Source organism: Mycoplana sp. MJR14, from assembly GCF_029210525.1.
In the GTDB taxonomy this organism is placed as follows: domain Bacteria; phylum Pseudomonadota; class Alphaproteobacteria; order Rhizobiales; family Rhizobiaceae; genus Mycoplana.
On record NZ_JARGEO010000002.1, the window covers coordinates 385,060 to 402,553 of the forward strand.

Below are 17,494 nucleotides of genomic sequence, written 5' to 3' on the forward strand. Positions count from 1 at the left end.
AGGTGTCTGCTCAGGTATCCGCGTCGAATGTACGCGCCACCGCGCCCACGTCCCCTCTCCCCGCCTGCGGGGAGAGGGTCAGGGTGAGGGGCAATCGCCGCTGCGAGTGCATCCGCCGGCGGAAACTCGCCGCCGCACAGCCGCCGGTGGAGAGCCGCCGCCGACGCCGCATATGCACCCGCCGGCGGATAGTCGCCCCGGCTGCACATGCCGCCGACGGTGAATCGCTGCGGCCGCTCGCTCCTCCGCCCCTCATCCGCCTGCCGGCACCTTCTCCCCGCAGGCGGGGAGAAGGGCGCACGCGGCGCCGCATTTGTCCCCTTCAAGGGGTTGGCCTCCTGCGTCCCGGCAGTCACCCCCACCCGCCGCTTCGCGGCGACCTTCCCCCCTCGAGGGGGAGGTGGATGGGCGCGGCAACCGGCGAGGCGGCTACCCTCCCCTCGAGGGGGAGGGTCGGAGCGAAGCTCCGGGGTGGGGTGATGCGACGCCGGCGTGGGCGCTCGGCGTGGGGGCGGGACCAGCCTTGTGTCTGCTCAGGTGTCCGCGTCGAATGTACGCGCAGCCGCGCCTGCGTCCCCTCTCCCCGCCCGCGGGGAGAGGGTCAGGATGAGGGGCAATTGCCGCCATGATTGCAACCGCCAGGCGGGAACTCGCCGCAGCACATCCACTGATGGAGAGCCGCCGCCGACGTCGCACATGCACCCGCCGGCGGAGGATCGCCGCTGCTGCGTCCTCCGCCCCTCATCCGCCTGCCGGCACCTTCTCCCCGCGAGCGGGGAGAAGGACACACACGGCCCCACCTTTGTCCCCTTCAAGGGGCTGGCCTCCAACGTCCCCGCGGATCACCCCCACCCGCCGCTGCGCGGCGACCTCCCCCCTCAAGGGGGTGGTGGGTGGGTGCGGCGACCGCGTCCCCTCTCCCCGCCTGCAGGGAGAGGGTTAGGGTGAGGGGCAATCGCCGCGCGCACGTCCGCCGGCGGAGGATCGCCGCGGCCGCTCGCTCCGCCGCCCTCATCCGCCTGCCGGCACCTTCTCCCCGCGAGCGGGGAGAAGGGCGCACGCGGCGCCGCCTTTGCCCCCTTTAAGGTGCCCTCCAGCGTCCCCACGGATCACCCCCACCCGCCGCTGCGCGGCGACCTCCCCCCTTGAGGGGGAGGTGGGCGGGCGCGGCGACCGACGGGGCGACTACCCTCCCCTTGAGGGGGAGGGTCGGAGCGAAGCTCCGGGGTGGGGTGATTGTGCGTCCCCTCTCCCCGCCTGCGGGGAGAGGGTCAGGGTGAGGGGCAATCGCCGCCACGGCTGCATCCGCCGGCAGATAGTGTGGCGCCGCGCACATCCGCCGGTGGAGAGCCGCCGCCGACGTCGCACATGCCGCGGGCGGAGGATCGCCCGCGGCCACTCGCTCCTCCGCCCCTCATCCGCCTGCCGGCACCTTCTCCCCGCGAGCGGGGAGAAGGGCGCACGCGGCGCCGCCTTTGTCCCCTTTAAGGTGCCCTCCAGCGTCCCCGCGGATCACCCCCACCCGTTTCTTCGCGGCGACCTCCCCCCTCGAGGGAGGTGGGCGGGGGCGGCGACCGATGGGGTCGTCACCCCCCTCAAAGGGGAGGTGGACGGTGCACGCCGCAGGGGCCGCCCCGTCTTGCCAGGCCGCGCAACCTCTGATTAGCTTTGCGTGTAGCAATCTGGAATCACATCTCCCATGACGGTCGCAAGGCGGCGGCGCCTGATCAGGCGTCAACGGAGTTCTGTCGGGCTGGCGCTCGTCGCGGCCATCTCCTTTCTCGCCGGCATGACCGACGCGATCGGGCTGATGGCGGTCGGCGAGTTCGTCTCCTTCATGAGCGGCAACACCACCCGCACCGCCGTGGCGCTCGCCGACGGCGACGTGGCGCGCGCCATCCTGCTGCTGACCGGGCTTTTCGCCTTCGTGCTCGGCAACACCTGCGGGGTGATCATCGCCGCCCGCTCCCGCCCCTATGGCGTGCTCCTCTGCGTCACCGCCCTGCTCGCCGCCTCGGCCGTCGTGCCGGAGGCGCGCGAGGTGCGCTTCCTGCTCTTGATCTTCGCCATGGGCACGATCAACGCCGCCGTCGAGCAGATCGAGGGGCTGCCGATCGGGCTGACCTATGTCACCGGCGCGCTGTCGCGCTTCGGCCGCGGGCTCGGGCGCTTCATCCTCGGCGTGCGCGACAGCAAGTGGCTGATCCAGCTGGTGCCGTGGTCGGGGATGATCGCCGGGGCGATCGCGGGCGCGATGCTGCAGCGCTCCGCCCCGCACACCGCGGCGTTCGCGCCCTTCATCGTCGCCTCGCTCGTCACCGCCGCCTCGATCCTGATCCCGCGGCGCTGGTCGGTCAGGTTCCTGCAGCGGTAGGGCCGGCAAGTGAACGCCCTATTCAGAACGCTTTTTGTACTGTTTGCCGTATCTTCCAGTTATTTCTTTGAGATTCCCAGGATATTTTTCGCGTCGTGGCTAATGTCATGCATAGCTCCCGGGCTATTCGTGAGATACATCATTCTTGGTGGGCGAGAGACAGAAAGCGATAAAATACTCTACATGAAATTTCTCTTTCCCCTGAATGCATTCATTTACGTGTGGAATTTATTCCGAAAGCAAAGCCCGCAAGTCGATCATCATATCTCGTGAACTCTGAATGTTGAAAACTCCCGCAATCGGTGCTATCCAGCGCGCCTCAACCGACGCTGCGAAAGGAGGGCGGACGTGAGTTTCCATTACCTGCGCTACCGTTCGCATGGTCCCGATTTCGCCCTGCAGATGCGTTTGCAGGGCTGACCAGAGACCGTTTTCTCGACGACCCCTCCCTGGTCTGCCCCTGGTGGCAGCGCGTGCCCTCTGGCGCGCGCGAATTGCAATGTCCGCGAACCGTCGTGAGCGCCTTTCGTCGATGGCTGATGCCCGCGATGCCGCGCCGGTCCGGACCTTTCTCAGGGATCGACCATGTCGCTCATCACCATCCGCAATCTCGGCGTCACGCTGGGCACGCCGCTCTTTGCCGGCCTGAACCTCTCCGTCAACGCCGCCGACCGCATCGGCCTCGTCGCCGCCAACGGCCGGGGCAAGTCGACGCTCCTGGCCTGCCTCACCGGCGCGCTGGAGGCCAGCGAGGGCGAGATCATCCGCGCCCGCGGGCTGACCATCGGCCATGTCGAGCAGAACATCCCGCCCGCGCTGATGGGCGCGACCTTCCATGCCGCCGTGCTTTCGGCCCTGCCGGCAGACCAGGCCGACAGCGAGAGCTGGCGCGTCGACGTCATGCTGGAGATGATGGAGGTGCCGGAGGCGCTGCGCGCGCGGCGGCTGTCGGAGCTCAGCGGCGGCTGGCAGCGGCTGGCGCTGATCGCCCGCTGCGCGGTCGGCGAGCCGGACGTGCTCCTGCTCGACGAGCCGACCAACCATCTCGACCTCTCGCGCATCGTCCGGCTGGAGGCCTTTTTGAACGGGCTGCCGCGCGAGACCGCGGTGGTGGTCGCCAGCCACGACCGCGCCTTCCTCGACGCCACGACGAATGCGACGCTGTTCCTGCGCCCGGAGAACGCGGCCGTCTTCGCCCTGCCCTACGGGCGGGCGCGGGCGGCGCTCGACGCGGCGGATGCGGCGGACGAGCGGCGCTACCAGCGCGACATGAAGCAGGCGGCACAGCTGCGCCAGCAGGCGGCGAAGCTGAACAATATCGGCATCAACTCCGGCTCCGACCTGCTGGTGGTCAAGACCAAGCAGCTGAAGCAGCGGGCGGAGAAGCTCGAGGAAGCGGCCAAACCCGCCCATCTCGAACGCTCCGCCGGCGCGATCCGCCTCGCCAACCGCGGCACGCATGCGAAGGTGCTGGTGACGCTGGAGGACGCGGCGATCGCCACGCCGGACGGCAGCCTGCTGTTCCGGACCGGGCGGCAGTTCATCTGCCAGGGCGACCGGATCGTGCTCCTGGGCCTCAACGGCGCCGGCAAGACCCGGCTGGTCAAGGCGCTCCGGAGCGCGATCGCGGGGGCGCCGGCGGAAGGCGCGCCGATCAAAGGGGCGTCTGCCGAAGGGGTATCGGCCGAAGGCGGGACCGGCGCCGGCATCAAGGCCACGCCGTCGCTGGTGCTCGGCTACGGCGACCAGGCGCTGGCCGATCTCGCCGACGCCGATACGCCGCTCTTGAGCCTCACGCGCCGCTTCGCGCTGTCGGAGCAGCGGGCCCGCGCGCTGCTCGCCGGCGCCGGCATCGCCGTCGAGAAGCAGGGCCAGCCGCTCGGCCGGCTCTCCGGCGGCCAGAAGGCGCGGCTCGGTCTGCTGGTGCTGCGGCTCACCGAGCCCAACTTCTACCTGCTCGACGAGCCGACCAACCATCTCGACATCGAGGGGCAGGAGGCGCTGGAGACGGAGCTGATGGCGCACCAGGCCACCTGCCTGTTCGTCTCCCACGACCGCAGCTTCGTCCGCGCGGTCGCCAACCGCTTCTGGCGGATCGACCGGAAGCGGCTGGTGGAGGTCGAGGATGCGGAGGCGTTCTTCGCTGAAGCCGGGGCGGACTGAGGGACCGCGCGCCCGCGGACGGCGGCGAGGTCCCAGGCCGATGGCATGTCCCGGCCGCGGGCATTGTCCTGGCCGGCGGTGTCTCCAGCGCCGGCGCCCTTGAACCCAGCGGGGCGGCGATGACGCCCGCCGCCCCGATCGGCCCCGGCGTCAGGTGCGGGTGATCGAGGCGCCGCCGTCGACGAGGGCGGCGGTGCCGGAGACGAAGCTGGCGTCGTCCGAGGCGAGATAGAGAACCGAGCGGGCGATTTCTTCCGGGGCCGCCACGCGCTTGAGCGCATGCAGGGCGGTGACGAAGGCCTGCTTCTCGGCGGTATCGTTGGCCTCGCGGTACATGTCGGTATCGACGGCGCCGGGCAGGATCGCGTTGACGCGGACGTTCTTCGGGCCGTACTCGGCGGCGAGCGCCTGGGTCAGCCCGATCAGGCCGGACTTGCTGGCCGCATAGGCGGCCATGCCGGGGAAGGCGAAGCTGTAGCCGACGAAGGTCGAGGTGAAGACGATCGAGCCGCCGCCGTTGTCGGCCATCGCGGCGACCTGATGCTTGGCGGCGAGGAAGGCGGACGTCAGGTTGATCGCCAGCGTTTCGGCAAAGCCCGCCTCCGAGACGCCGGTGCTGGGGCCGGCCTCGCCGAGCGTTCCGGCATTGTTGAAGGCGATGTCCAGCCTGCCGAAGCGCTCGACGGCGGTCCTGACCAGCAGTTTGTGGTAGTCCTCGGAGCGAACGTCGCCGGCAACGGCGATCGCCTCTCCGCCCGCAGCCTCGATCTCGTCCACCAGCGCTTCGAGTTCCGACCGGCGGCGCGCGCCGACCACGACCCTTGCGCCTTCCTCGGCGAAGAGCCGGGCGGTGGCCCGGCCGATGCCGGCGCTCGCGCCGGTGACGATTGCGACCTTGTCGATCAAGCGGTTCATGGTCCTGTCTCCTTTGGAGGATGGCGCGATGCCATCCGTTTCGATGACCGGAAGATGGCATTTTCCCACCGTTCGGATTAGTGTGCAGATCATGGAACTGAAATCCGGAAATACCGAACGATGATCAGGACGGAAGCGATCGCGGCCTTCGTGGCCATCGTCGAGGGCGGCTCGATCAGCGAGGCGGCCCGGCGGCTGCGGCTGTCGAAATCGGTGGTGAGCGAAAGGCTGGCGGAGCTGGAGAAGGCGCTCGGCGGCCTCCTCTTGCACCGGACGACGCGAAGGCTGACGCTGACGGAGGACGGCGCGGCGTTCCTGGAGCGCGCCCGCCGCATCACGCGCGAGATCGAGGACGCCGCGGCCGACATGTCGGAACGGCGCGGAACGCTGGCCGGGCCGCTCAGGATCGCAGCCCCGGTCACCTTCGGCCGGATGCATCTCGGACCGGCGCTCTACCCGTTCCTGCGCGACCATCCCGAGCTGGAGCTGACGCTCGACATCGACGACCGGCGCGTGGACGCCGCCTCCGACGGCTATGATGCGGTGATCCGCAACGGGCCGATCGCCGACAGCCGGCTCGTCGCCTGGAAACTGGCGCCGAGCCGGCGGCTGCTGTCGGCCTCGGCGGATTATCTGGCGCGCTTCGGCGTTCCCCGCACGCTGCAGGAGCTGGAGAACCATCGCGGCATCTTCTACACCAATCGCGGCGTGGCGGACTGGCGGTTCCAGACGGCGAACGGCGCCGCCATCGTCCGCGCCAGGCTGGCGCTCGGCATGAACAACGGCGACATGCTGCGCGATGCCGCGGTCGCCGGCCTCGGGATCGCACTGCTGCCGGCCTTCATCGCCGGGCCGGCGATCCGGGAGGGGCTGCTGCAGGAGATCGAGATCGACCACAAGCCGGAGCCGGAGTTCATCTACATGGCCCATCCGCAGGGGCGAAATCCGTCCGCCAAGCTGCGCGCCGTCGCCGACCACCTGCGCACCGCCTTCGGAAACCCGCCCTACTGGGATCGCTAGCAGAGGCGGCGGCGGCGGCTCGCGGCAGCAAGGGAGCGCGCGCGAAGCGGAAGGCGCGGACGGCGCACGGCGACGCGGCCACCCGATCCGCCGTTCGGGGTCGCCTACCCCTTTCGGGCCAGCCGCGGGTCGGCGGCGAAATCGGCGGGGCCGAACTGCAGCCGCGCCGGCGGGAACTCGCAGATCGCCTGCACGCCGAAGGCCGACAGGCGGATGCGCCAGGTCTGGCGTTCCAGCGGCCGGGGCGCCGCGAAGGCGGCGGGAACGAGGACGGCGAGGTTCGCCCCCCGCCCGGGATCGCGCACGGAGGCATAACGGATCGCAGCGATTCCGGCGGTCCGCGCGGCCTCGGCCAGCGCCTGGCAGGCGGCGTAGTCGGTCAGGTGCGTCCAGCTTGCGCTATCGCGGTCGAGCGGCGGGCGCGTCAGGTCGAGCGCGGCTTCCGTCTCGACCGCGGCGGAGAAGGCGGTGAAATCGGCGGCATTCGCCGGAAAGGGCGTGGCGGGCGATTCAGCGTAGAACAGCAGCCGGTAGAAGGCCATCTCGGCGAGTGCCGTCGTCACCGCCTCGGCGGCATAGAAGACCCCTGCGGTGCGCCCTGCCCTGCGGAAGCGGGAGCCGTGCGGGTAGACGGCACCGTAGCGGAAGGGGGTCGCCAGCAGGTAGTCGAGGCCCGCGCATTCCGGCGGCAGGACCGGCTTGCTCTCCTCCAGCAGTTCCTCCAGCAGGGCCTGCTCGTCCAGCGTATCGACGAGCTTCAGCGTCGAGACGCGATGCTGCGCCTCGACCAGCCGCCAGACGGCGCCGGCATAGGCGCGCGCCTCAGACGAGAGCGCGGCGGGCGTCCAGGTAGGCAAGGACATCGACCAGCCCGGAAATGGAGGTGATGCGCTCGAGCGGGCGGCCGCCGAGGGCGCGGTTGTCCGCCACGAGCCAGGCGCGCGCCACCGCCTCGTCGCCGCCGGTGATCGCATCCAGCGAGCGGAACAGGCGGATGAACAGCACGGCGAGCTCGAACGGCTTGCTGCCGCGCTCCAGCCGGAAATCCTGGCGGCGCATGCGCGAGACGCTCGCCTCGGAGACGCCGAGCACCGCCGATAGCACCCGCGCCGTCATCCCCAGCGCCTCGGCCGCCCGCACCGCCGCCCGGGTGACGACCGCCTCGGCCCGGGTCTCGTCGCGGGTGTCTGGGTTCGGGTTTGCCGACAGGCTGGGCATGGGAATGCTCCTTTCTATGGAAATAATATAGCGCAATTATTCCGCATGAAAAGAGACAGCATAGGACACTGTTGCAACTTGCTCTCAACCATCCTCGAACTGCTGGAATTGCCCACGACCATGCACTATGAGGTCAGCGCGGCTACGGCAAAGCTGATAAGTTCGCGTCGAAAGGAGCCATCATGAAGACAATTTACACGATTGGCTACGAAGGCACTGATATCAATCGATTTGTCCAAACGCTTGAAGCTGTCGGCATCGATGCCATAGCAGACGTTCGTGCAGTTCCGCTATCTCGCAAGAAGGGCTTCTCCAAAAATGCCCTACGAAAACATCTTGAAGAGGCAGGAATTCTATATATCCCATTGCCAGAACTGGGAGATCCGAGAGCTGGCAGGGAGGCAGCCAAGGCTGGCGACTACGACCGATTCAGGGCAATATATTCAACACACGTAGATCAGCCCCAGGCGACATCGGCTGTGGCGAAGCTGGCGGCAGATGCGGAATACAAGTCCATCTGTTTACTTTGCTTCGAACGAGATCCGAAGACTTGTCATAGAAATATCGTGGGCGAGCGGATGGGTGCGTTTGGCTACCAGATGCTGCATTTATATGCCGATGATCCGGCGCGGTACTTTCGCAACAAGGACAGGTTGGCAATTCGCAACACTGTGGTCGCCTAGAAGAGTTCTTTTTGCTTCTGATGAGGTGGGTATATCAAACTGATTATCAGCCACTGATTTTGAAAACGGTGTTGATTGCCCATAAGCAGCATAAGGTCGGCTGCGGGGATAACGTCCTCCAGTTTCTTCCTGAAAGGAGTCTCCCAGCTATTCCCATATCTCGCGCTGCACGTTCGAAACAGTGCTCCGACTTCCCAATCTACAAGTTTGTGCCGAAATTGCTTGCGGTTGGAAGAGCTACCACATTCATATCTATAGTAAAAATCAAACGGCAATTTTTCGAGCATCTGAGTGGCAGGCTTGTCACTCGTATCAAATAGCCCGCTCTGTTGTTCCCGTTCGAGCTTCGCGAGCTCTTCTGCGGTCCAATTGGGATCAGCAACAGGAACAATATCGAGGCTGACGACGCGTGTGGGTTTCAGAAGCGCCAGTGACAATCGACCCGCCTTCTGTTCAGCTTCAATTTCATCGAAATGGTCGAACAGTCTTATTTGTCCAAGCAAGCGACGCCTATCCGCCCACTCCCGTGTCGTCGGTACAACTTCACCGATCTCGATCGTATCAATTTTGATGTTGTAGCTCTCCGGCCGATGGTCACTTCGAGCCTTTTCCACCTTTGCTTTGATCCACTGCCATTTCTTGAATTGTTGATCTTTCGTGATGAGGCGAAATGGCACTGGGAACAATCTAACCAGACTACCCGAGGCTTCCATCCCTGCGACGCAGGACGTTTCCGTGTATTTTCCACTCGGAGAAGGATATGTCTTACATAGGATTAGGATTCGAGCATCGAATACGGACATTTCCTCCCCCGCCGGAGACCGTAAAGGAAAGACGAACTCTCGACCTCGATATAATCGTAGTGATTCGAAGCAATTGCAACTAGTGGGCGAAACATGCGCCCGGGGCTGACGCACCGGGCGCTCGGTCGGGAGGCTGTGGGCCGTGGGAGTCCGGGCTCTGCAGCCCGGACTCCGGCGACGTTTCAGTCGAACTTTCAGGCGACGGTGGTCTTGACGTCGAGGTTGCCGCGGGTGGCGTGGCTGTAGGGGCAGACGACGTGGGCCTTCCTGACGAGGTCCTCGACCACCGCCTTGTCGACGCCGGGAACGGAGACCTGCAGGGCGGCCTCGATGCCGAAGCCGCCGCCATCCTCGCGCGGGCCGATGCCGACCGTCGCTGTCACCCGGGCTTCATCGGGGATCTTTACCTTCTCCTTGCCGGCGACGAACTTCAGCGCGCCGAGGAAGCAGGCGGAATAGCCGGTGGCGAAGAGCTGCTCGGGATTGGTGCCGCGGGCACCGTCGCCGCCGAGTTCCTTCGGCACCGTCAGGGTGACGTCGAGCACGCCGTCTTCGCTGGCGCCATGGCCGGCGCGGCCGCCGGTGGCAGATGCCTTGGTGGTGTAGAGAATGGGCATGTCAGGTCTCCTTGGGTTGTGTTGATGGATATTGTATAGCGCAAAATTCAATTGTGCGCAATATGATTTCGCGCGTTGCATTTCCGGACAATTCCTGCGACGATGCGCCATGGCAGACAAAGGCTCGATCCCGAACATTCCCAAAGACGACGCGATGCTGGCGCTCGACCGCCAGCTCTGTTTCGCCATCTATTCGGCGGCGCATGCGTTCAACCGCACCTACAAGCCGCTGCTCGAGCCGCACGGCCTCACCTATCCGCAGTATCTGGTGCTGCTGTCGCTCTGGCAAGACGACGCCCGGACCGTCAAGGCGCTCGGAGAGGCGCTCCACCTCGATTCCGGCACGCTGTCGCCGCTCCTGAAGCGGCTGGAGGCGAGCGGCTACATCGCCCGCACCCGCGACCGCGCCGATGAGCGGCAGGTGCTGATCACGCTGACCGGCAAGGGCAAGGAGATGAAGGCTTCGGCGCACGGGATCCTGATGGAGATCGGCAAGGCGTCCGGCTGCTCGGCCGAGGAACTCGGCGCCCTCGGCACCGCGCTCAAGGCGCTCGCGGAGAATCTGCGCGCCCGGCACGACCCCGACCCTGCCGGACAGCCGGAAAACGTGCTGGCCAAGTAGGCGCTCTCGGCTAGACTGCCATTCGTCGAAAGAGAGGGAAGCCGAATGCAGCGCGACGACCGGCAATGGCGGCTGACCGGGTTCTCGGCGGGCCTGTGGTGCATCATCGTCGGCGTCGGCATGATCGTCTTCTGGCTGGCCGAGCCGGTGGAGTTCGCCGCCCGGCATCCCGAGATCTTCGGCATGAAGTTCAACGCCGCACTCGCCTTCACCCTGCTCGGCGGCGCGTTCGTGGCCGCCCTGTCCGGCTATCGCACCCTACCGTTCCTCGCAGCCCTTCCCGTCTTCGTCTACGGAGTGATCGCGCTGGCGCAGCATGTGTTCGGGGTCGATCTCGGCATCGACCGGCTGCTGTACGACCCCTTCACCGACATCGGCACCAGCGTGCCGGGGCGGATCGCGCCGAACACGGCGCTCTGCTTCATCCTGATCAGCCTCGCGCTGATGCGGCGGGCGCTCCGCGGCGGCAGCGACATCGTCCAGATCGTCTGCAGCTACGCCGCCGTGGCGATCGCCGCGACCTCGCTGGTCGGCTACCTCATCGATTTCGACACCGCGCACGACTGGATCGTCCACACGCGCATGTCGGTGCAGAGCGCGACCTGCTTTCTGGCGCTCGGGGTCGGGATCCTGTTCGTCGGCGCCCGGCCGGCCGGCTACCAGCGCATGGCGATCGCCGCCTCGCTCGGCGTCGCCACCTACCTGATCCTGCTGACACTCGCCTATCTGAAGGTCAGCGCGCAGGCGACGCGGCTGCCCTTCGCGATCGACCGCGAGGGCATCTCCTCGATCGCCGGCACCCTGCTCGACCTGATCCTGCTGTCCGGGCTCATCTATGCGGGGCTCGTCGCCTATTCCTACTGGAACTCGCGCCGCTACCGGGAGAGCGCCAGCCACCTCAGCGAGAGCCAGGACCGGCTGGCAGCGATCATCAACAACGCCGTCGACGGCATCCTGACGGTCAGCGCCAACGGCACCATCCTTTCGGCCAATCCGGCCTGCCAGCGCATCTTCGGCCACGCGCCGGCGGACGTCGTCGGCCGGCCGATCCGGCTGCTCCTGCCCGGGCGGCCCGCAGGCGGCGGAGAGGCGGCCGGGAGCGATCACGGCGGGGCGGCGTCTGCCGGATGCGTCGTCACCGGCGGCGAGATGGACGGGCAGCGCAAGGACGGGCGCATCTTCCCGGTCGAGCTGTCCGTGGCCAAGGTCGAACTTGCCGAGGGCACCGTCTACACCGCCATCATCCGCGACATATCCGAACGCAAGCATTTCGAGCGACAGCTCCTAGCGGCCAATGCGGAGCTGGAGGAGTTCGCCTATCGCACCTCGCACGACCTGCGCTCGCCGATCGCCTCCTCCATCGGCCTTCTCAACATTTCGCGCGAACTGCTGGAGAACGGGGAATACGACGCGCTGTCCGGGGCGCTGGAGCGGATGGAGCGCAACTTCACCCGGCTCGACCAGCTGATCCAGAACATCATCGTGCTCACCCGCGACCGGCTGATGGAGGAGGAGGACCAGAGGTTCTCGCCCTTCGACGTCGTGCAGAACCAGGCCGACAGCCTCGCCACGCTGGAAGAGGACGGGCGCGTCCGGATCGCCAACCATATCCCGCCGGAATTGACAATCGTGAGCAAGCCGTCGAAATTCGAGGTCATCGTCGGCAACCTCCTCTCCAACGCGATCAAGTACCATGATCCTCAGGAGCCGGATCCGCGGGTCGACGTCCGTCTGGAGGAGCATGGCGGCACGATCCGCTTCGTGGTGGAGGACAACGGGATCGGCGTACCGGAGGAGAAGCGGCCGCTTCTGTTCCGCATGTTCAAGCGCCTTCATCCGAGCCGATCCTTCGGCAGCGGCCTCGGCCTGTACATCATGAAGAAAAGCGCCGAGTCGCTCGGCGGAGCGGTGAGATACGAAGCGAAGGACAAGGGCAGCCGCTTCATCGTCGAGCTGCCGAACGGGGAATGACATGAAGCTGAGCACCATCCTGGTGGTCGACGACGACGAGAACGACCAGTTCATCTGCGAATACACGATCCGCAAGTTCGACCCGGCGATCCGCATCCTGAAGGCGCACGACGGCACCGAGGCGCTGAGCGTGCTGGAGAGCGAGACGCCGGACGCGATCATCCTCGACATCAACATGCCGATCATGAACGGCTTCGAGTTCCTGGAGCACTATGCCACCGCCTTTGCCCACCACGCGCCCGTCGTCGCCATGCTGACCAGCTCGCAACTCGGCTCCGACCGCGAGCGGGCGATGCGCCATCCCTTCGTCAAGAGCTACCTGGAGAAGCCGCTGACGATCGAGCACCTGCGGCATATGCAGGAGCTTCTGGAGGCCTGAGGCGGGGCGGAGGCGAGCAGCCGGCGCTGCGGCTGCGGCGGCGCACGGTATCCGGCGCGGACGCGCCGCCCGCCGTTACAGCACGACGATCGGCGAGCCGTTCGGGACGCGGCTGTAGAGGTCGATGACGTCCTGGTTGAGCATGCGCACGCAGCCGGAGGAGACGGCGCGGCCGATCGATTTCCACTCCGGGGTGCCGTGCAGGCGGTAGAGCGTGTCCTGGCCGTTCTGGAAGATGTAGAGCGCGCGCGCGCCGAGCGGATTGGACAGGCCGGGCGCCATGCCGCCGTTGCGGGCGGAGTATTTCGTCAGCTCCGGCTGGCGGGCCACCATGCTGTCGGGCGGGGTCCAGCGCGGCCAGGCCTGTTTCCACTGGATGACGCCGCGGCCGTCCCAGGCGAAGCCCTCGCGGCCGATGCCGACGCCGTAGCGCATCGCCCGGCCGCCGGACATGGTGAGGTAGAGGTAGCGGTTGGCGGTGTCGACGATGATCGTGCCCGGCGCCTCGCCGAACGGATCCTCCACCTCGTGGCGCAGGAAGCGCGCGTCGATCTGGCGGTAGGGGACCTGCGGAATGGTGAAGCCGCCGTCGATGCGGGTGTCGTACATGCCGGCATAGGCCGGGTCGAGATCCGGGATGCCGGTCGGCAGCATCGCCTCCTCGTAGGGCCCCTGGTCGGGATCGCGCCCCTCCAGATGCGGTCCCGGCACGCCCTCCAGCGCCGGATTGCGATAGACGGGATCGGTCTGCCAGCGGAACCGGTCGGTGTTCATCGACGACGTGCAGCCGGCAAGGCCCGTGGCCGCGGCGAGCCCGGAAAGCCGAAGGAACCGGCGGCGGGAGAGAGTGAGTTCTGAGGCCATGATCAGCGACGCAATTCCATGAAGTCCGAAAGACGCGGGGCAGGACGGACGATAGAGGCGAATCCCTTCCGTCGAGATAACGTCGTTACCGTGCCGCAATTGTGGCAGGGCCGGCTGGCGCGTGGCTTGCGCCGGCCCTGCCCTGCCCATTCAAGATGTGGCCCTTGCCGGCAGGGCGGATTTCCATGATCCTTCGCCCGACGCAGACGCCATTTCGGAGCCCGCCCGTGACCGCCATCCGCCGTTCGACCCTCGACGAGATCCGGACCTTTCACGCCAGGATGATGGCGGCGGCCAGCAACGCCGTCGACGAGCGGCTGGAGCGGATCTTCGAGGCCGTGCCGCGGGAGGCCTTTCTCGGGCCGGGACCGTGGCAGATCAAGGCCGGGCGCCGCTATCTGGAAACGCCGAGCGCCGATCCCGCCTTCCTCTACCAGAACGTGCTCGTCGCCCTCGACGCGGCGAAGGGCATCAACAACGGCGAGCCCTTTCTGCACGCGGCCTGGCTGGGGGCGGCCGCGCCGGCCGCCGGCGAGACGGTCGTCCATGTCGGCGCCGGCACCGGCTACTATACCGCCCTGCTCTCGATGCTGGTGCTGCCGAACGGACAGGTCCATGCCTACGAGGTCGAGGCGGACCTCGTGGCGCGCGCGATAGAAAACCTGCGGCCGTTCGAGGGCGTCGAAGTGATCCAGGGCGACGCCACGACGCTGCCGCTGCCGCCGGCCGACCTGATCTATGTGAATGCCGGCGTCGTGGCGCCGCCGGTCCGCTGGCTCGACGCGCTCAAGCCCGGGGCGCGGCTGATCTTTCCCTGGCAGCCGACCGACCGGGTGGGGCTCGCGCTCTTGGTGACGCGCACCGCGGCCGGCCATGCCGTCCGCCCGCTGATGCGCGCCACCTTCATCCCCTGCATCGGCGCATCGGACGCCACCGCCTGCCGGAAGATGCCGAGCGTTCCCGACGCCGCCGCCGTCCGCTCGATCCGGCTGACGCGGGACGGCGCCCCCGACGAGACGGCGGTGGCGATCTATGACGACGTCTGGTTCTCGCGCGCCGAGGCCTAGCGGCGACCAGGCGCCCTCGGCCGCTGCCTCAGATGGCAGGCGGCGGCTTCAGGGATCGGCCGACCTGGCGAAATTCACCAGCCGCGTCAGGTTCGAGCCGCCGGCGCACCAGTTCTCTGTTCCCGAAGCAAAAATGACGCCCTCGGCCGAAACGACGGCAACGACATAGGGGCCGTCGTCCCAGAAAGCGAACATCGGACCACCCGAATTGCCGCGTGTCACGTCGGCAGAGGTCGTCATGGCGCGTCCCTCTCCATAGTCCCATTCGTCTTCGTCGAGGTTCTGCTCATTCTGCCAAGTCGGCGTGGAGCCGCCGAAGGACCCGGGATAGCCTATGTTGAACCAATGGTTCTCCCCATCCCAGCCGGAATCATAGGTGCGGCAGCCCATCCAACCAAACCGGTCGCCGATGCGGGTATTGGTGACGATGAGAGCATAGTCGTCGTCGACGTTCGTATAGCCGACTTCGCCGACCTTCTCGAAAGCCCAGACACGAATGGCCTGCGCGGTCGCGGCGACAAACCGTCCGGCCCGGTGCACCTCGACCGTGGTCGACACGTCTGCCCAGTTGATGACGTGGCTGGCGGTCAGGACATGGCGCGGCCCGACAATGACACCCGACCCGGGCCTTCCATCAGACGCGATGACCCGGCAGATACAACCCCACGGATAGGATGTGTCGAAATAGGTCTTTCGATCTTCGCCGCCCCACACGACCAGCGGATCCAGCGCCACGTCACGGTGCGAGACCCGCCGCTCCGGCGCACGCATGGCACGCCTTGGTCGAAAGGTCGCATCGACCCATGGCGGGCGATTGGGCAGCAGCGGTTCATTTGGTATTTCCTGGTCGCGCCTGATCGTCCTGAGTTCCGCGCTGACCAGCGCAAACTTCTCGTCGAATTCGCGCCGTAGCTTTTCGGGCACCTCTTCGCTGGCGCTGACGCCGCGACCCCAGAGAGCTTCCCCCGACAGCGGGCGTTGCTGCCCGGAATGGGCGATTTCCTTCTCTTCGAGGCGCTTTACTGTGCCATCGTCACAAAGTCTGTATTTAACCCCTTGTGCATCCGTCAATATAGTAATTTTTTCCATGTCGCACCCCCAAATCTCCTGTAAATATCAACAAGATATACTCGGGCGCGAAACTATAAATCTGTACAAACGCAAATTCAATTCCGCTAAAGGGAGTAAAAGGGTGAGGAAGAGCAATTCTGCGCTTCGACATCGCCGGGGTGGCAGCCGCTCCGCCGCCCCTCAGCCCAGCGTGTTCTTGTGGATCCGTCCGCCCTTCATGACGACGGCGAGGTTCTTTTCGGGGTTTTCCAGGAGGGCGATGTTTTCCAGCGGGTTGCCGTCGACGAGCAGGAGGTCGGCGAAGGCGCCGGGCTCGACGATGCCGAGCTTGGCGGCATAGGGGTTTCGCGGACCGGAGAGCGCGAGGAGCTCGGCATTGGTCGAGGTGACCGCCTTGAGGATGTCGGCGTTGGAATACCATTCGGACAGATGCGTCAGCATGACGCTCTGACGCGCCGTTATCGTCGGCGAGAACAGCATGTCGGAGCCCCAGGCGACCTTGATGCCGTGCTTGCGGGCGAGGCCGTAGATGACGGGCGTGCCGGCGATGACCTGTCCGAAGCGGACCGCGGACGGTCCGGTGAGCGGCGCGGAATCCCCGGTCGACTGGAACGGCTGGGTGCTGAGCCAGATGCCCTTCTCGGCCATCTGCTGGGCCGTCTCCTCGTCCATCAGGTGGGCATGCTCGATGCAGGCGGCACCCGCCGCGATCGCCCGCCGGACCGTCTGCGGCGCGTAGGCGTGCACGGTCACGTAGGTGTTCCAGTCGCGGGCGACGGCGACGGCGGCCGCAAGGTCCTCCTCGCTGAAGCTGGTCATGTCGAGCGGGCTGCGCGGCGAGGACACGCCGCCGCCGCCCATCATCTTGATCTGCGAGGCCCCCTGCAGCAGCTGCTCGCGCACGCGCAGCTGCACCTCGCCGAGGCTGTCGGCGATCATCGAGCCGCCCGCCTGTTCCATGATGCTGAGCTCTCCGGCCTTGCGCGGGATCTCCGTCAGCATGCGCAGGTCGCCATGGCCGCCGGAGGTGGTGATGAAGGCGCCGGAGGGATAGATGCGCGGGCCGGCGATGATGCCGGTGTCGATCGCCTGCTTGAAGGTGAAGACCGGGCCGCCCAGGTCACGCACGGTGGTGAAGCCGCGCAACAGCGTACGCTCGGCCTCCGCCGTGGACGCCGTGTAGATCAGGCCGGGATCGCCGGTGACGGCGACCTGCGCCGGCACGGCGGCAAAGAGCGTGTGCCAGTGCGCGTCGATCATGCCGGGCATCAGCAGCCGGCCGCCGCAGTCGATCACCGTCGCGCCGTCCGGCGGCGGATTGTTCGCCCCGTCGATCGCTGCGATCCGATCGCCTTCGACCAGCACCTGCCGGTCGGCGCCGGCGCTCGCGGCCCTGCCGTCGAAGAGCCGCGCCTGGCGGAACAGGAGCTTCGGCGGCGGGTCGGCGGCCTGGGCCAGCGCCGGCCGTTGCGTGCCGGCCACGAGCGTGGCGCCGATGCCGGCGAGCAGGGCGCGGCGGGTCAGCCGTTCCAGCCTGAGTGAAGCCTGCTGCACCTGCAGCGACTGGCAGCCGCAGCCGCCGCCATGGACCAGGTGCCGGTATTTTTCCCCGAGACGCAGCATTCCATCCCCCTCGTGCAGGTGGTGGGCGGTGGTGGTGGGCAGTAGGCAGTAGGCAGTAGCGAGTAGCGAGTAGCGAGTAGCGAGTAGCGAGTAGCGAGTAGCGA

The 17,494-nt window shown here is 66.9% G+C and carries 16 protein-coding genes; 8 read left to right on the plus strand and 8 right to left on the minus strand.

Annotated features, from left to right (window positions below):
• The first annotated feature begins 1,699 nt into the window (after positions 1-1,699).
• Both P0086_RS06105 and P0086_RS06110 read left to right on the plus strand, forming a co-directional pair.
• Positions 1,700-2,374, plus strand: coding sequence for a YoaK family protein (locus P0086_RS06105; protein WP_275783578.1), 675 nt, complete (start codon positions 1,700-1,702; stop codon positions 2,372-2,374).
• 585 nt (positions 2,375-2,959) lie between these two features.
• Positions 2,960-4,537, plus strand: coding sequence for an ABC-F family ATP-binding cassette domain-containing protein (locus tag P0086_RS06110; RefSeq protein WP_275783581.1), 1,578 nt, complete (start codon positions 2,960-2,962; stop codon positions 4,535-4,537).
• 150 nt (positions 4,538-4,687) lie between these two features.
• Here P0086_RS06110 and P0086_RS06115 read toward each other — a convergent pair whose 3' ends face one another.
• Positions 4,688-5,452, minus strand: coding sequence for an SDR family oxidoreductase (locus P0086_RS06115; protein WP_275783584.1), 765 nt, complete (start codon positions 5,450-5,452; stop codon positions 4,688-4,690).
• Positions 5,453-5,572: 120 nt separating this feature from the next.
• On the opposite strand from P0086_RS06115, the gene P0086_RS06120 reads away from it, so the two are divergent.
• On the plus strand, positions 5,573-6,472 hold the full coding sequence (locus P0086_RS06120) for a LysR family transcriptional regulator (protein ID WP_148180342.1): 900 nt from the start codon (positions 5,573-5,575) through the stop codon (positions 6,470-6,472).
• A gap of 104 nt (positions 6,473-6,576) precedes the next feature.
• On the opposite strand, the gene P0086_RS06125 is transcribed toward P0086_RS06120, so the two are convergent.
• Both P0086_RS06125 and P0086_RS06130 read right to left on the minus strand, forming a co-directional pair.
• On the minus strand, positions 6,577-7,335 hold the full coding sequence (locus P0086_RS06125; RefSeq protein ID WP_275783588.1) for an RES family NAD+ phosphorylase: 759 nt from the start codon (positions 7,333-7,335) through the stop codon (positions 6,577-6,579).
• Positions 7,295-7,690, minus strand: coding sequence for an MbcA/ParS/Xre antitoxin family protein (locus P0086_RS06130; RefSeq protein ID WP_275783591.1), 396 nt, complete (start codon positions 7,688-7,690; stop codon positions 7,295-7,297). Before P0086_RS06130 ends, P0086_RS06125 begins: the two co-directional genes overlap by 41 nt.
• 182 nt (positions 7,691-7,872) lie before the next feature.
• Between P0086_RS06130 and P0086_RS06135 the strand changes: the two genes are divergently transcribed.
• Complete coding sequence (locus P0086_RS06135; protein WP_112616431.1) at positions 7,873-8,373, plus strand: DUF488 domain-containing protein; 501 nt, start codon at positions 7,873-7,875, stop codon at positions 8,371-8,373.
• Here P0086_RS06135 and P0086_RS06140 read toward each other — a convergent pair.
• Positions 8,370-9,050 (minus strand): hypothetical protein, encoded by a 681-nt coding sequence (locus P0086_RS06140; protein WP_275783595.1) that lies wholly within the window; start codon positions 9,048-9,050, stop codon positions 8,370-8,372. The two genes, P0086_RS06135 and P0086_RS06140, sit on opposite strands and share 4 nt — an antisense overlap.
• A 320-nt stretch (positions 9,051-9,370) precedes the next feature.
• Positions 9,371-9,793, minus strand: a complete 423-nt coding sequence (locus tag P0086_RS06145) for an organic hydroperoxide resistance protein (protein WP_112599401.1) — start codon at positions 9,791-9,793, stop codon at positions 9,371-9,373.
• A 109-nt stretch (positions 9,794-9,902) separates the two neighbouring features.
• Between P0086_RS06145 and P0086_RS06150 the strand changes: the two genes are divergently transcribed.
• The 3 genes from P0086_RS06150 to P0086_RS06160 are packed head-to-tail and all read left to right on the plus strand — an operon-like array spanning position 9,903 to position 12,765.
• Positions 9,903-10,415, plus strand: a complete 513-nt coding sequence (locus tag P0086_RS06150) for a MarR family transcriptional regulator (protein WP_275783599.1) — start codon at positions 9,903-9,905, stop codon at positions 10,413-10,415.
• A gap of 45 nt (positions 10,416-10,460) precedes the next feature.
• Positions 10,461-12,386, plus strand: coding sequence for a PAS domain-containing sensor histidine kinase (locus P0086_RS06155; protein ID WP_275783602.1), 1,926 nt, complete (start codon positions 10,461-10,463; stop codon positions 12,384-12,386).
• Position 12,387: 1 nt separating this feature from the next.
• Positions 12,388-12,765, plus strand: a complete 378-nt coding sequence (locus tag P0086_RS06160; protein ID WP_112599398.1) for a response regulator — start codon at positions 12,388-12,390, stop codon at positions 12,763-12,765.
• Positions 12,766-12,840: 75 nt separating this feature from the next.
• Here the strand turns inward: P0086_RS06160 and P0086_RS06165 are convergent, their stop codons facing one another.
• Positions 12,841-13,629 carry a L,D-transpeptidase family protein gene (locus tag P0086_RS06165; RefSeq protein WP_275783606.1) on the minus strand — a complete coding sequence of 263 codons (789 nt, stop codon included), beginning with the start codon at positions 13,627-13,629 and terminating at the stop codon, positions 12,841-12,843.
• Between the two features lie 227 nt (positions 13,630-13,856).
• On the opposite strand from P0086_RS06165, the gene P0086_RS06170 reads away from it, so the two are divergent.
• The gene (locus P0086_RS06170) at positions 13,857-14,696 is read left to right on the plus strand and encodes a methyltransferase domain-containing protein (protein WP_275783609.1); all 840 of its coding nucleotides are present in this window, start codon (positions 13,857-13,859) and stop codon (positions 14,694-14,696) included.
• 48 nt (positions 14,697-14,744) lie between these two features.
• Here P0086_RS06170 and P0086_RS06175 read toward each other — a convergent pair whose 3' ends face one another.
• Together P0086_RS06175 and P0086_RS06180 are read right to left on the minus strand one after the other, a co-directional pair.
• Positions 14,745-15,785 (minus strand): trypsin-like peptidase domain-containing protein, encoded by a 1,041-nt coding sequence (locus P0086_RS06175; RefSeq protein ID WP_275783612.1) that lies wholly within the window; start codon positions 15,783-15,785, stop codon positions 14,745-14,747.
• Between the two features lie 162 nt (positions 15,786-15,947).
• Positions 15,948-17,390, minus strand: a complete 1,443-nt coding sequence (locus tag P0086_RS06180; protein WP_275783615.1) for an amidohydrolase family protein — start codon at positions 17,388-17,390, stop codon at positions 15,948-15,950.
• Positions 17,391-17,494: the final 104 nt, after the last annotated feature.

Coding starts and splice junctions, on each gene's coding strand:
- P0086_RS06115 (WP_275783584.1), bottom strand. CDS start 5,452: ATGAACCGCTTGATCGACAAGGTCGCAATCGTCACCGGCGCGAGCGCC.
- P0086_RS06125 (WP_275783588.1), bottom strand. CDS start 7,335: ATGTCCTTGCCTACCTGGACGCCCGCCGCGCTCTCGTCTGAGGCGCGC.
- P0086_RS06165 (WP_275783606.1), bottom strand. CDS start 13,629: ATGGCCTCAGAACTCACTCTCTCCCGCCGCCGGTTCCTTCGGCTTTCC.
- P0086_RS06175 (WP_275783612.1), bottom strand. CDS start 15,785: ATGGAAAAAATTACTATATTGACGGATGCACAAGGGGTTAAATACAGA.
- P0086_RS06130 (WP_275783591.1), bottom strand. CDS start 7,690: ATGCCCAGCCTGTCGGCAAACCCGAACCCAGACACCCGCGACGAGACC.
- P0086_RS06160 (WP_112599398.1), top strand. CDS start 12,388: ATGAAGCTGAGCACCATCCTGGTGGTCGACGACGACGAGAACGACCAG.
- P0086_RS06110 (WP_275783581.1), top strand. CDS start 2,960: ATGTCGCTCATCACCATCCGCAATCTCGGCGTCACGCTGGGCACGCCG.
- P0086_RS06180 (WP_275783615.1), bottom strand. CDS start 17,390: ATGCTGCGTCTCGGGGAAAAATACCGGCACCTGGTCCATGGCGGCGGC.
- P0086_RS06105 (WP_275783578.1), top strand. CDS start 1,700: ATGACGGTCGCAAGGCGGCGGCGCCTGATCAGGCGTCAACGGAGTTCT.
- P0086_RS06135 (WP_112616431.1), top strand. CDS start 7,873: ATGAAGACAATTTACACGATTGGCTACGAAGGCACTGATATCAATCGA.
- P0086_RS06145 (WP_112599401.1), bottom strand. CDS start 9,793: ATGCCCATTCTCTACACCACCAAGGCATCTGCCACCGGCGGCCGCGCC.
- P0086_RS06120 (WP_148180342.1), top strand. CDS start 5,573: ATGATCAGGACGGAAGCGATCGCGGCCTTCGTGGCCATCGTCGAGGGC.
- P0086_RS06155 (WP_275783602.1), top strand. CDS start 10,461: ATGCAGCGCGACGACCGGCAATGGCGGCTGACCGGGTTCTCGGCGGGC.
- P0086_RS06150 (WP_275783599.1), top strand. CDS start 9,903: ATGGCAGACAAAGGCTCGATCCCGAACATTCCCAAAGACGACGCGATG.